This is a genomic window from Streptomyces sp. BI87 (assembly GCF_025957665.1).
Taxonomy (GTDB): Bacteria; Actinomycetota; Actinomycetes; order Streptomycetales; family Streptomycetaceae; genus Streptomyces; species Streptomyces albidoflavus.
Genome location: NZ_CP110079.1, coordinates 5496529 through 5509989, shown reverse-complemented (window position 1 = coordinate 5509989; position 13461 = coordinate 5496529). Strand labels below are relative to the sequence as shown.

General features: G+C 75.6%; 11 protein-coding genes. 8 read left to right on the top strand and 3 right to left on the bottom strand.

Going from position 1 to position 13461, the window contains the following annotated elements:
- Positions 1-135: 135 nt before the first annotated feature.
- Positions 136-1671, bottom strand: coding sequence for an aldehyde dehydrogenase family protein (locus tag OIM89_RS24535; RefSeq protein WP_047469011.1), 1536 nt, complete (start codon positions 1669-1671; stop codon positions 136-138).
- A gap of 430 nt (positions 1672-2101) precedes the next feature.
- Between OIM89_RS24535 and OIM89_RS24530 the strand changes: the two genes are divergently transcribed.
- The 7 genes from OIM89_RS24530 to OIM89_RS24500 all read left to right on the top strand — a co-directional run bounded on the left by OIM89_RS24530 (position 2102) and on the right by OIM89_RS24500 (position 8613).
- Positions 2102-3094 carry a histidine kinase gene (locus OIM89_RS24530; protein ID WP_238469896.1) on the top strand — a complete coding sequence of 331 codons (993 nt, stop codon included), beginning with the start codon at positions 2102-2104 and terminating at the stop codon, positions 3092-3094.
- Positions 3091-4347 carry a sensor histidine kinase gene (locus OIM89_RS24525; protein WP_264491621.1) on the top strand — a complete coding sequence of 419 codons (1257 nt, stop codon included), beginning with the start codon at positions 3091-3093 and terminating at the stop codon, positions 4345-4347. The genes OIM89_RS24530 and OIM89_RS24525 overlap by 4 nt, the downstream gene beginning before the upstream one ends.
- On the top strand, positions 4344-4994 hold the full coding sequence (locus tag OIM89_RS24520; protein WP_047469017.1) for a response regulator transcription factor: 651 nt from the start codon (positions 4344-4346) through the stop codon (positions 4992-4994). Before OIM89_RS24525 ends, OIM89_RS24520 begins: the two co-directional genes overlap by 4 nt.
- Positions 4995-5108: 114 nt before the next feature.
- Entirely contained in the window at positions 5109-6320 is a 1212-nt protein-coding gene (locus OIM89_RS24515; protein WP_226965098.1) for an MFS transporter, read from the top strand.
- Positions 6321-6365: 45 nt separating this feature from the next.
- Positions 6366-7568: a TerD family protein gene (locus OIM89_RS24510; RefSeq protein WP_037664953.1), complete on the top strand. Its 1203-nt coding sequence runs from the start codon at positions 6366-6368 to the stop codon at positions 7566-7568.
- Positions 7569-7983: 415 nt separating this feature from the next.
- A complete protein-coding gene (locus OIM89_RS24505; protein ID WP_010637046.1) occupies positions 7984-8160 on the top strand; it encodes a hypothetical protein in 177 nt (58 codons plus the stop codon).
- A 270-nt stretch (positions 8161-8430) separates the two neighbouring features.
- Positions 8431-8613 (top strand): hypothetical protein, encoded by a 183-nt coding sequence (locus tag OIM89_RS24500; RefSeq protein ID WP_030695107.1) that lies wholly within the window; start codon positions 8431-8433, stop codon positions 8611-8613.
- A 170-nt stretch (positions 8614-8783) separates the two neighbouring features.
- Here OIM89_RS24500 and OIM89_RS24495 read toward each other — a convergent pair whose 3' ends face one another.
- Positions 8784-10244 carry a hypothetical protein gene (locus OIM89_RS24495; protein ID WP_047469021.1) on the bottom strand — a complete coding sequence of 487 codons (1461 nt, stop codon included), beginning with the start codon at positions 10242-10244 and terminating at the stop codon, positions 8784-8786.
- A gap of 251 nt (positions 10245-10495) precedes the next feature.
- Here OIM89_RS24495 and OIM89_RS24490 point away from each other — a divergent pair, with 251 nt between their 5' ends.
- Positions 10496-12355, top strand: a complete 1860-nt coding sequence (locus OIM89_RS24490; RefSeq protein ID WP_264491620.1) for an endonuclease/exonuclease/phosphatase family protein — start codon at positions 10496-10498, stop codon at positions 12353-12355.
- Between the two features lie 77 nt (positions 12356-12432).
- On the opposite strand, the gene dapD is transcribed toward OIM89_RS24490, so the two are convergent.
- The gene (gene dapD / locus OIM89_RS24485; protein WP_030695110.1) at positions 12433-13422 is read right to left on the bottom strand and encodes a 2,3,4,5-tetrahydropyridine-2,6-dicarboxylate N-succinyltransferase; all 990 of its coding nucleotides are present in this window, start codon (positions 13420-13422) and stop codon (positions 12433-12435) included.
- Between the last annotated feature and the right edge of the window lie 39 nt (positions 13423-13461).

The following is a 13461-nucleotide window of genomic DNA, read 5'->3' as shown; positions in this document are numbered from 1 at the left end:
CCGGGCGGGTCGGGTGGCGGGAGCGGTCTCCCGGGGGCGTGCGGACACCAGGGTACGGAGGGTGCCTCCGCTCTGCTGCAACGCGGGGCCGGACCGGTGCATTCCGGACCGGCCCTGACGAGCCCCCGGCCGCCCTCAGGCCCCCTGCTCGGCCCGCCCGTCCACGTGTCGGGGCAGCCCCAGCGGGTTGCCGTCCCGCAGCTCCGGCGGGAGCAGCGCCTCGGGTGTGGTCTGGTACGCGACCGGGCGCAGCCAGCGCTCCACGGCGGCGGTGCCGACCGAGGTGGCCGTCGAGGTCGCCGCCGGGTAGGGGCCGCCGTGGTGCTGGGCGTCGGCGACCGCGACCCCGGTGGGCCAGCCGCCGACGACGACCCGGCCGGCGAGGCGGGTGAGCCGCTCCAGCAGCGCTGCCGCGTCGCCCTCGCCGCGCTCCTCGGCGGCGGAGAGGTGCAGGGTGGCGGTGAGGTTGCCGGGCAGCCGGGCCAGCAGCGCCTCGGCCCCGGCGGGCCCGTCGTAGCGGGCGAGGACGGTGACCGGCCCGAAGCACTCCTCCAGGAGCAGGTCGTGCGGGCCCTCGGCGGCGAGCCGGGCGGCGTCCACGGTGAGGAATCCGGCGGCCACCGTGTGCTCGCCGGCCGCGCCCGGCGTCACCGGGGTGGCCACGCCCTCCAGCGCGGCCCGTTCGGTGACCCCGGCGAGGAAGGCGTCCCGGATGCGCGCGTCGAGCAGGACCCCAGCCTCGGTGTCACTGACCGCCGCCGTCAGCGCCGTCACCAGCCTGTCGCCGTCCTCGCCCGCCGGAACCAGCACCAGTCCGGGCTTGACGCAGAACTGGCCGGTCCCCGAGGTCATCGAGGCCGCCAGCCCCTCGGCGACCTCCCGGGCCCGCTCGGCCACGGCGCCCGGGGTGACGAGGACCGGGTTGAGGCTGCCCAGTTCGCCGTGGAAGGGGATCGGCACGGGCCGGGCGGCAGCCGCGTCGAAGAGGGCGCGCCCACCGCGTACGGATCCGGTGAACCCGGCGGCGGCGAGCAGCGGGTGGCCGATCAGGCTGACCCCCGCGTCGAAGCCGTGGACCAGGCCGAAGACCTCCGGGGGGACGCCGGTGTCGGCGGCGGCCCGGCGCAGCAGGGCGAGGACGAACTCGGAGGTGGCCGGGTGGTCCGGATGGGCCTTGATCACGACGGGGCAGCCGGCCGCCAGGGCGCTGGCGGTGTCGCCGCCGGGGACGGAGAAGGCGAAGGGGAAGTTCCCGGCCGCGTAGACGGCGACCACGCCGAGCGGCACGCACATGCGGCGCAGGTCGGGGACGGGCGGTGCGGCGGCCGGGTCGGGGTGGTCGATCCGGATGCCGAGGAAGGCGCCCTCGTCGACGAGGTCGGCGAAGCTCCTCAACTGGCTGGTCGTTCGCGTCAGTTCACCGTCGAGCCGGACCGGCCCGAGCGCGGTCTCGGCGTCGGCGGCCTCCACCAGATGAGCCCGGGCGCCGTCGAGCCGGTCGGCCGCCGCCCGCAGCAGCGCGGCGCGTACGGCACGGTCGGCGAGGGCACCCCGCGCGGCGTGGGCGGCGCGCACCGCCCCGTCCACCTCGGCCCCGCTCGCCTCCACGGCGACCTGCTCCCGCTCCTTGCCGGTCCGGGGGTCGACGCTCCATACGGCTGCTGCTGCCACGGCGGGGCTCCTTCGGTACGGGCCACAACCGACGGCGCCGTCCGTACCGGGCACGCGGTCACATCGGGGGTGCGGTCTCGTCAGATGGGGGACAGGGCTCCTGGTGGCGGAGCTCTTGGGCGCGGAGGCTATGCGGGGCCGCTCGCGGGGGTCAAGGGGCGCCCGCCCCGGAAGCCTCTGGTCGGCGCGGGTGGGGGTGCGAGAGACTGCCGGGGTGAGGGGACAGACGACGAAGACGCGGAGTGCCGGGGCTTACGCGGCTGGGGAGTTGACGGGGCGAACGAGGCCGGGCCCGGCCCGCACCGCCGGACCGCGAGTGCCCCGCCTCACCCTCCGGGCCGACCTCCGCCCGCCCCCCTCCCCCGCGCGGCGGAGCCGGTTCACCGTGGTGGAGGACGTGGCGGCGAACGCCTCTCGCGAGGCTGAGTCCATGACCATCGACCACGGCACAGCCGTCCTCCGCTCCCCTGCCCCGCCCGGCCGCCTCGACCACGTCGCCGCCTGGGTGGCAGCCCTCGCCTGCCTCCCCTACCTGACGCTGAAAACGGCCTGGGTGGCGGGCAGCTCGCTCGGCATCCCGCCGGAGAGCCCGCTGCTCGACCACACCCTGGTGCTGCGCCTCGCCAACGCCGGGACGGTGGTGATGGACGGCGCCGTGATCGTACTGGTCCTCCTCCTGCTCCGGCCCTGGGGCCTGCGGGCACCCGGGTGGCTGCTGCTCGTCCCGGTGTGGATCGCGACGGGGCTGCTGCTCCCGATCGTCCTCGGCTACCCGGCCCAGCTGGTCGCCCGCGCATTCGGCGCGGGCGACTCCGGCACCACCTCCGACGCCGAACCCTTCCTGGACAACTGGGTCTTCGCCGTGGTCTACGGCGGCTTCATCGTGCAGGCCCTGGCGCTGACCACCCTCTTCCTCCGGTACACCGGGCGCCGCTGGGCCGGGGCGGCGCGGGGGCGGCTGGGCGAGCTCAGGCCGGGCGGCTCACGCGCGGCCTTGCTCCCGCTCGGGGCGGGCGTACTGGTCCTCACACCCTTCCCGCTGGCGCTGCAACTGGCGTGGGCGGCCGGGTCCGGGACGGGGCTCGACGGGCCCGGTTCCGTCGACAGCCGTATCGTCGCGGCCGCCCACGCCTGCTCCCTGCTGCTGGCCGTCGCCGGGACGCTCGGCCTGACCTGGCGCCGCCCGCGCCGGCTGCCGCTCGCGGTACCGCTGGCGGCGGCCTGGCTCGGCTCGGGGGCCGCACTGTGCTGGGCCCTGTGGATGCTGCTGCCGATGGTCACGGGCGCGGCTGGTGACCAGACGTCGGCGCTGCCGCTCCTCGTCCACGTGGCGCGGACCCTGGTGGGCGCCGCGGCCGGCGTCGCCCTGCTCCTCTTCCTGCGTACCCGGACCGGGCAAGCCGGTGCGGCGGAGTCCGTATGACGGCCAAGGCGGCGCGGCGGTGGCTGCACCTGGTGGTGGGCGGGGCGCTGCTGATGCCGTACTTCCTCTTCGTGGGGACGGTGGTGCTGGCGCTGCTCGGGGTCCCGGACTTCTTCACCGATCCGCCCGCGCTGGTGCTCACCTTCGCGCTGGCGCTGCCGCTGGTGGCGGTCACCGCGCTGGTCCCGGCGGCGCGGCCACCGGCGGTGGCGCTGGCACGGGGCCTGACGGGTGCGGCACCGGACGCGCTGGCCGACGGGCCGGCCCGGGGCCGGGTGGACCGGTCCCGCACGGCCTGCTGGTACGTGCTGCACCTGGGGCTGGGCGGTGTGGTGGCGGGGGCGACGCTGGCGGTGCCGCCGTTCGCCGTGCTGCTGCTGGCCCTGCCCGTGGTGCGTCCCGGGCCCCGCTCCCCGTACACCCTGCCCACGGCGGGTCCGGCCCTGTACCTCACGCCGATCGCGGGGCTGGCGCTGCTGGCCGCGCTGGCCGGCGTGGCCGCCGGGGCGGGCGCGGTGCTGGCCCGGGCGGCTCCCGTGCTGCTCGGGCCCTCGCCCCGGGAGCGGCTGGAGCGGGCCGAGCGGCGGGCGGCGGAGCTGGCGGTGCGCAACCGGCTCGCCCGTGAGGTACACGACTCGGTGGGGCACGCGCTGAGCGCCATCGCCCTCCAGGCCACGGCGGCCCGCCGACTGCTGGACGGGCCCGCCGGCGGGGGCCGCGCCTTCGCGGGGGAGGCGTTGTCGGCGATCGAGGAGACGGCCCGGCGTACCGTCGGCGAACTCGACGCCGTGCTGGGCGTGTTGCGCGAGAGCGGCCCCGATCCCGGCACCGCCGCGCCGGGCCTCGCCGAGGGGCTGCCCGCGCTGCTCGACCGGACCCGGGCGGCGGGGTGCCGGGTCACGGTGCGCGGGGCGCCGCTGCCGGGCGTGCTGCCGCCGCCGCTGGACCGGGAGGCGTACCGGATCGTGCAGGAAGGGCTGGCCAACGCGTTGAAGCACGCCCCCGGCGCGCCCGTGCTGCTGCGGCTGGAGCGGACCGCGTCCCGGCTGTCGGTACGGCTCGCCCAGCCGCTCCCGCCCGCTCCCCCGGGCCCGTCCGACGGGGGCGGCCGGGGTCTGGCGGGCGTCGCCGAACGGGCCCGGCTGCTCGGCGGCTCGGCCATGGCGGGGCCGTGCGAGGGCGACTGGGTCCTGGAGGTCACCCTGCCGACGGGCGCCGCGCCCGTCCCCCGTACCGGAGAGGAGACCCGATGACCATCCGCCTGGTCCTGGCCGACGACGAACGCATGGTGCGGACCGCGCTGCGCGCCATCCTGGACGCCGAACCGGGCCTGAAGGTGGTGGGCGAGGCGGCCACCGGAGCGGAGGCGGTCTCCGTGGTGCGGGCCACCGCCCCGGACGTGGTGCTGATGGACGTCCGGATGCCGGAGGTCGACGGCATCCGCGCCACCGAACGCGTCCTGGCTGCGGGCGGGGAGCGGGCACCGCGCGTCCTCGTCCTGACCACCTTCGAGAACGACGACCACGTGCTGGCGGCCCTGCGCGCGGGCGCCGCCGGCTTCCTGCTGAAGCGCGCGGAGGCCGAGACCCTGCTCCACGCGGTCCGCGTGGTGGCCCGCTCGGACACCCTGCTCTTCCCGTCCTCGGTACGCGCGCTGGCCCTGGCCCACGGCCCGCGCCGGGCCCCGGAACCACCGTGGGCGGGCCGGCTCACCGACCGCGAACGCGAGGTGCTGCGCCTGATGGCCACCGGCCTGACCAACGCGGAGATCGCCGCCCGTCTCACGGTCGGCCCCGCCACCGTCAAGTCGCACGTGGCGGCGGTCCTCGCCAAGACCGGCACCCGCGACCGCACCCAGGCCGTCATCGCCGCCTACGAGGCGGGCCTGACGGGTCCTTAGCCGGTACGACGGCTCCGGGCACCCTCCTCAGGGCCGTAACCGGTCCCCTCGGCCCTCCGCCACCGCGGCATCTGCCTGATGCCCCGCCGCCCTCTGCCCCGCCACCCTGCGCCCATGACCACCACCCCGCGCACCGCGCGCCACCTCCTCCGCGACCGGGAGGCGTCCCTGATCCTGGGCGCGGTCCTCGTCTCGGGCTTCGGCTCCTCGGCGACGGCCCTGGTGGCCGGGGTCTGGGTGAAGGAGCTGACCGCCTCGGACAGCCTCGCCGCCCTGGCCACCGCCGCCCTGTGGGCCGCCGTCCCCGCCGCGCCGTGGCTCGGCGCCCTCGCCGACCGCTTCCCGCGCCGCCACCTCCTCGTCGCCACCGACCTCGCCGCCGCGGCACTCCTCCTGCTCCTCGCCGCCACGGCCGCCCCCGGCCGGCTGTGGCTGATCCTCACCGTGCTGGCGCTGTACGGGGTGTGCGGCACCGTCCACGACGCGGCCGGCACGGCGCTCGCCGCCACCGCCCTCGACCCGCGCGTGCTGGGCGCCTTCAACGGCCTGCGCCTGACCGCCAACGAGGGCATGAAGCTCCTCGCCCCGCTCACCGGCGCCGCCCTGTTCACCTGGTACGGCGGCCCCGCCGTCGCCCTCCTCGACGCCCTCACCTTCCTGTGCGCGGCAACCCTGTACACCCTGCTCCGCGCCCCGGACCCGGCCTCAAAACCCCGCCCCCGCCACCACCCCCGGGGCCCCCTGCTGCCGCCCTCCCCCACCCTGCGCGCCCTGGTGACCGCCGGAGCCTGCACCATGCTGCTCGCCGGGGTGAACGGGGCGAGCCTCTACGCCGTGGTCGACACCGGGCTCGGCCGCGCACCGAGCTGGGCGGGGGTGCTGTACGCGGTGCAGGGCGCCGGGTCGGTCGCGACGGGCCTCGCCGCCGGGACGCTCCTGCGACGCCTCGGCGAGCGGGGCTTCGCCGCCGGGGGCTGCGCCCTCTTCGGGCTGGGCGTCGCGGCGCGGGCGCTGCCGGGCGACGCCCCGGTGCTGGCCGGGAGCCTGCTGATCGGCGCCGGTCTGCCCTGCGTCCTGATCGCCGCGCTCACGGCGGTGCAGCGTGAGACCCCCGCCGACCGGCTCGGGGTGACAGCCGGCCGGGTCCACACCCTGCTGTACGCGCCGAACGCGGTGGCGCTGGTGGCGGGAGCGGGGCTGGTCGCGGTCACGGACCACCGGGTGCTCCTGACGGCCGCCGGGGCGGCGGCCCTGGGCTGTGCCGCCGTGGTGGCGCGGGGGCGGGGCGTCCGTTCGGGGGAAGCGGAAGAAGTTCCGCGTAGGTAAGGGAACGGCAAAGCGGGGTCGTTCGTTCCTCCAGGCATGACAGCTATGACCCCCGGCTCGAACATCCCTCTCACCGCCACCACCGTGACGGTGGACGTCTCCGCCCCGGTGCGGCTCGACGTCTCGGGCCTGCTGCTCACCGCCGACGGCAAGGTGCGCTCCGACGACGACTTCATCTTCTACAACCAGCCCACCGGCGCCGGTGTCACCTACCGCTCGGGCGGCGGCTCCGCCCCCGACGCGATCGTGGTCGACACGGCGTCGGTCCCGGCCCAGATCGAGAAGATCGTGGTCACGGCCAGCCCGGACGCCGCCGGCCAGACCTTCCAGGGCATCGAGCCGACCGCCACCGTCCGCGGCGCCGACGGCCAGGTGCTCGCCACCTTCACCCCGCCGCAGCTCGGCGCAGAGACCGCCCTCGTCGTCGTCGAGGTCTACCGCCGCAACGGTGCCTGGAAGGCCCGCGCCGTCGGCCAGGGGTACGCGAACGGCCTGGCCGGCATCGCCACCGACTTCGGGGTGAGCGTCGAGGAGGAGCCGGCCGCAGCCGCCCCGGCACCCGCCGCCGCCCCGGCACCCGCGCCCGCCGCCCCGGACCCGCGCGCCGCCATGTCGACGCCGCCGCCCGCCGCCCCGCAGGCCGCCCCGGCCGCCCCCGCTCCCGGCTCCGGCAAGATCAACCTGGACAAGGGCCGGGTCAGCCTCCAGAAGAACCAGACGGTCTCCCTGGTCAAGGGCGGCCGCCCGCTGCTCTCCCAGGTCAAGATGGGCCTGGGCTGGGAGCCGGCCTTCCGCGGCAAGGACATCGACCTGGACGCCTCGGTCATCGCCTACGGCCCGCAGCGCAACCAGCTGGACAGCTGCTACTTCGGCCGCCTGTCGATCCTCAACGGCGCCGTCAAGCACTCCGGCGACAACCTCACCGGCGAGGGCGGCGGCGACGACGAGGTCATCGTGGTCGACCTCGGCCGCCTCCCGGCCGACGTCAGCGGCCTCGTCTTCACCGTCAACTCCTTCTCCGGCCAGAAGTTCACCGAGGTCGCCAAGGCGTACTGCCGCCTGGTCGACGCGGCGACCGACGAGGAGCTGGTCCGCTTCGACCTCACCTCGGCGGAGCCGCAGACCGGCGTCCTGATGGCCAAGCTGATCCGCCAGTACTCCGGCGAGTGGGAGATGACCGCCATCGGCGACTTCGTGAAGTCCCGCACCGTCCGCGGCATGGTGAAGCCGGGCGCGCAGGCGCTGTAGCGCGCCCCACCCGGCAGATGCACGGGGCGGCACCGGCGAGCAGCGCCGGTGCCGCCCCGTCGTCCGTCCGGGCCCCGCGCCGGCCCCCCCGGGCGCCCCCGCCCACCGCCTCATCCCAGCCACCCCGTCAGCGCCGCCACCTCCGCCGCGACCTCCCGCGCCCCGCGCCCGTCGGTGGCCACCCGTACCGTCCAGCCTGGTCCCGCATCCGCCCCTGAACGACGCTTTTCCGCCATGGGGCGCAGCCTTCGCGCGTAACGCGCCGGGACAGTGAGGCGTCGAACGTCACAATCGGCCGCCAGGGGGCCGAAATTCACGCGTATGCGCAGGTCAGAGCAGGTTCCCGAACGGGGCTGCCACTTCGGTGACCGACAATACGCAGCGAGGGATCACACGGAGCCCCTACTCTGTTCACATGTCCTCCATCCCCGTAACCGCCCGCGTGCGCCCCCCGTCCGTCATCAACGAGCAGATCCGCGCCCTCATGCTGCGCTCTGCCGGACGGCTCACGGCGGCACAGCGCGCGGAGTACGAGGCGCTGGTGGAGGAGTGGGCGACCGCCGTCAACACCGGCGAGCCCGAGGCCGCGTAAGCCCGCAGGGCTTCGCCACCGCGGGGCGGCCGACAGTGGCCGCCCCGGCCCTCCGCACCGCACGACCGGACCATGCGCCCCCACACCCCTGTGCGCCCCCACATGCGCCCTGGAGGGGCGGCCCTGCCCCGCACGGCGGCGCCCTACACCGGCCGCGAATGTGATCCTCACAGCATCCCCACGAAGAACCCCCAGGTCACAGCCGTGTCTCGGTGCGATCAGTGACTGCTCCGTGGCGGAACGTCAGTTCTTTCCCCTAGGCTTGGCCGCATGTCCACGAACCACCCTCATTCCGGCCCCGCACGACGTACGGCAGCCGTGCTGAACGAGCAGATCCGCGGCCTGTGGCTGCGTGCGGGCGGTTCCCTCTCCCCTGACGAGGCCGCGGAGTACCAGCGGCTGGTCACCGAGTGGGCGGCGGCCATCCGCGACGAGATCGTCGAAGCGGCCTGACGCCCCCCCGGCCGGGCGCCGGGACGGACGGGACGACACCACGCACGCCCACGGGCCCACGGGCACACACGACAGCGGCGGCCCGGACCTTCACTGGTCCGGGCCGCCGCCGCGTTCCGGGGGTCCGCCAGAAGCGTTCCTCAGTACGGGAATTGGCGCCCCCCCTGGTGTCACGCCCCCTGGCGTGACCGCGCCTTGAAGGCGGCCTTGCGGGCCACCTTCGCCACCTTGCGGTCCGGGTGGAGCCGCCCCATCGCCTCCAGCACGTCGGCGGTGGCAGGGTGCTCCACCCGCCAGGCCGCGTCGAAGAAGCCGCTGTGCTGGTCGGCGAGGCCCTCCACGAGGGCCCGAAGCTCCTCGGAGTTGCCCTCGGCCGCCAGCTGGGCCGCGATGGTGTCCACCGTCAGCCAGAAAACCAGCCCCTGCGAGGGCGGCGGCACGTCACCGGCGCCCCGCTCCGCCAGCCACACCCGCGCGAGCCCGCCCAGCTCCGGATCGTCCAGCACCTCCCGCAGCGCGCCCTCCGCCTCGCCGCCGACCAGCGACAGCGCCTCCTGGCAGCGGAGCCGGCGCAGCGGCGCGCCCTCGTCGGCGCCCCGGGCGGCGGCGAGCAGTTCGCGGGCGGCCACGGGGGCCTCGCGCCCGGCCAGCCAGGCGGCCAGCTCGTCGCGGACGGCCTCCGGCGGGTAGCCGGCGATCCCGTCGAGGAGGGCGTCGGCTCCCTTGCCGGCCAGGTCGCCGACGACCGGGACCTCGTAACCGGCCTCGGCCAGACGCAGGCGCAGCGCGTGGCGGCCGAGGGCGGTGAGGCGGACCATGCCGTAGCGGCTGATGTCCTCCTCCGGCTCGGGCGCCCCGGGCTCCTCGTCGGCGTCGGCCATCAGCTCCTCGTCGACCGGCCAGAACTCGACCAGCCCGACCGGCTCCAGCGCCCGGAAGTAGTCGTCCAGCCGCATCATCGCGTCGGAGACGAACTCCAGGACCTCGTCGGAAGGTTCGCCCATCGGCTCGTCCGAGGCGACCATGGTGGCGGCGAGGGCGGGCAGCGGCACCGGCGTGCCGGCCTCGGCACCGGCGGTCAGCGTCAGCGTGTAGAGGTTGGCGAGGGCGAGTTCGAGCAGCTCCTCCTCGGCCTCGGGATCCCAGTCCAGCGCGTCGAGGTCGAACTCCCCGCCCGCCTCGACCGCTTCGGCCAGCCCTTCCAGGTCCGGTACGGCGGCGTCGGCGAGGACGGTCTCCAGGGCCGCCTCCCAGACGCCCAGCACGTCCTGGGGGCTGCCGCCGGTGAGCAGCGCCAGCTCGGGCCCGGCCTCGGCGGTGCCGGGCGTCTCCTCACCGCCGGGGCCCTCCTGCGGGTCCTCGACGGTGACCAGGCCGGTGTCCACGGCGACCCGCCACGCCTCGCCGGCCAGCGCCTCGCCCTCCTCGTCGGCGGGCAGCCCCAGCGCCTCGGCGGCCGCCGAGAGCTGGTCGTCGAGGAGTTCGCCGCCGGCGCCGACTCCGGTGGCCGGTCCCGCCCAGCGGGCGAGCCGCACGGCGCGGCCCAGCAGTGGGGTGGCGAGCGCGTCCCGCGCCAGTTCCGCCTCGGAGGTGAGCCTGACCGGGGGCAGGGCCGGGGGGTGTGCGGGCATCGGGTGGTTCTCCTCGGTCGGCGGCGTGTCCTGGTGCCGGTTCAGCGTAGACGGATTTGTTGGCATGCCGACCGGTTCCGGCCCACGTCACCCGGTGTACATCTGCCGTCCCTTGACAACTCCCCCTGCCCTCCAAGAGATTGACGCGCGTAGAGCCGCACCCGTGGGCCGGTGCCGCCCGGCGGACCGGCCCGCACCCCCTGTCTCGTGTCCGCCTCTGTCCCCGTTCTCCACCACGTTCGGAGCCCTCCATGGCCGGTTCTCCCGCCCGCCCCGCCTCTCGCGCCGCGCTGCCGCACCGCTCCCCCGCCGTCGCCGCCCTCTGCGCGGCGGCACTCGGCGCGGGCCTGCTGGTGGCCGCCTCGCCGCAGGCCGCCGCCGCCACCCTGCGCATCCACGACATCCAGGGCACGACGCGGACCTCGCCGCTGGTGGGGCAGCGGGTGGAGGCGGTGCCCGGCATCGTCACGGGCGTGCGGACGTACGGCTCGCGCGGCTTCTGGTTCCAGGACACCCGCCCCGACGCCGACCCGTCCACCAGCGAAGGCCTCTTCGTCTTCACCAGCAGCGCCCCCACGGTGAAGGCCGGCGACGCCGTCGAGGTCACCGGCACGGTCACCGAGTACGTCCCGGGGGGCACCTCCAGCGGCAACCAGTCGCTCACCCAGCTCTCCCGACCCTCGGTCACCGTCGTCTCCTCCGGCAACCCGATACCGCGCGCCCAGGTGATCGACGCCCACGCCGTCCCGTCCCGCTACACCCCGGCGGGCGACCCGGCGGCCCAGGGCTCCGTCAACTCCCTCCCCCTCAAGCCCCGTTCGTACGCCCTGGACTTCTACGAGTCCCTGGAGGGCATGAACGTCCGCATCGGCACCTCCCGCGTCGTCGGCGCCACCGACCCGTACGCGGAGCTGTGGGTGACGGTGAAGCCGGGCGAGCGGCCGAGCGCGCGCGGCGGCACCGTCTACGGCTCGTACACCGCGCAGAACACCGGGCGCCTCCAGGTCCAGCAGCTCGCCCCGCTCGCCGAGAGCCCCTTCCCCAAGGCCGACGTGGGCGACCGGCTCACCGGCCGCACCGAGGGCCCGCTCGACTACAACCAGTACGGCGGGTACACGCTGGCCGCCCGCGAGCTGGGCGAGGTGCAGAGCCGGGGCCTGAAGCGGGAGAAGACCAAGCCCCAGGCCAGGAACGAGCTGGCGGTGGCCACGTACAACGTCGAGAACCTCGACCCCACCGACCCGCAGGAGAAGTTCGACGCACTGGCCCAGGCCGTCGTCACCAACCTCGCCTCCCCCGACGTGCTGGCGCTGGAGGAGATCCAGGACGACAACGGGCCCACCGACGACGGCACGGTCTCCGCCGACGAGACGCTGCGCCGCTTCACCGAGGCGATCACGGCGGCGGGCGGCCCGCGCTACGACTGGCGCGGCATCGACCCGGTCGACAAGGCCGACGGCGGCGAGCCCGGCGGCAACATCCGCCAGGCCTTCCTCTTCAACCCCGCCCGGGTCTCCTTCACCGACCGCCCCGGCGGCGACGCCACCACCGCGACCGGCGTGGTCCGCGAGCGCGGAGGCGCCGCCCTCACCCACTCCCCCGGCCGCGTCGACCCCGCCGCCCCGGCCTGGCAGAACAGCCGCAAGCCGCTGGCGGGCGAGTTCACCTTCCGCGGCGAGCGCGTCTTCCTGATCGCCAACCACTTCGCCTCCAAGGGCGGCGACGAGCCCCTGGCCGGCCACCGCCAGCCCCCCACCCGCTCCTCGGAGACCCAGCGCCACGCCCAGGCCGGCTCGGTCAACACCTTCGTCAAGAAGCTCCTGTCGGCCGACCGCAAGGCCAAGGTCCTCGTCCTCGGCGACATCAACGACTTCGAGTTCTCCACCACCACCAAGACCCTCACCGCCGACAAGGCCCTCAAGACCGCCGCCCTCTCCCTCCCGCCCACCGAGCGCTACTCCTACGTCTTCCAGGGCAACAGCCAGATCCTCGACCAGATCCTGGTCACCCCCGCCATCCGCCACTTCCACTACGACAGCGTCCACATCAACGCCGAGTTCGCCGACCAGAACAGCGACCACGACCCGCAGGTGCTGCGGTTCAGGCCCTGACCCCGGGCACGGCGAAGGGCCCGCTCCGGTGTTTCCCGGGGCGGGCCCATCCGCGTACGTCGCCGGGCGGGGCCGGGTCAGTTGTGGCTGTGCAGCACCTCGTTGAGCCCGCCCCACACCGCATTGTTCGGCCGGCCCTCGACCTTCCCCGTCAGGGAGTTGCGGCGGAAGAGGATGTTCGAGGCGCCGTTCAGTTCGCGGGCCTTGACGACCTCGCCGTCGGGGAGGGTGACCAGGGTGCCGGCGGTGAGGTAGAGGCCGGCCTCGACCACGCACTCGTCGCCGAGGGCGATGCCCACGCCCGCCTCGGCGCCGATCAGGCAGCGTTCGCCGAGGGAGATGCGGACGTTGCCGCCGCCGGAGAGGGTGCCCATGGTGGAGGCGCCGCCGCCGATGTCGGAGCCGTCGCCGACGACGACGCCGGCCGAGATGCGGCCCTCGACCATGGAGGTGCCGAGGGTGCCGGCGTTGAAGTTGACGAAGCCCTCGTGCATCACGGTGGTGCCCTCGGCGAGGTGGGCGCCGAGGCGGACGCGGTCGGCGTCGGCGATGCGGACGCCCTTGGGGGCCACGTAGTCGGTCATCCGGGGGAACTTGTCCACCGAGGTGACCTGGAGGTGCAGGCCGGCGGCGCGGGCGTTGAGGCGGGCCTGCTCCAGGTAGTCGACCGGGACCGGGCCGAGCGAGGTCCACGCGACGTTGGCGAGGTGGGCGAAGATGCCGTCCAGGTTCTGGCCGTGCGGGCGGACCAGGCGGTGGCTGAGCAGGTGGAGCCGCAGGTAGACGTCATGGGCGTCGAGCGGCTTGTCGTCGAGCGAGGCGATGACCGTGCGCACCGCGACGATCTCCACCCCGCGGCGCGGGTCCTCGCCCAGCGCCTGGGCCGCGGCCTCGCCGAGGAATTCGGCGGCCTGCGTCGCGGTGAGCCGTTCGGTGCCGGCCGGCCCGGGGGTCTCGGTCAGTTCGGGCGCCGGGAACCAGGTGTCGAGCACCACGCCGTCGGCGGAGAGCGTGGCCAGGCCGGCGGCGACGGCGCCGGTGGTGCGAGTAGCAGTCGAGTCGGTCATGAGGGCAACCTAACCGGCCCCACCCCGCCCGGGCCAACC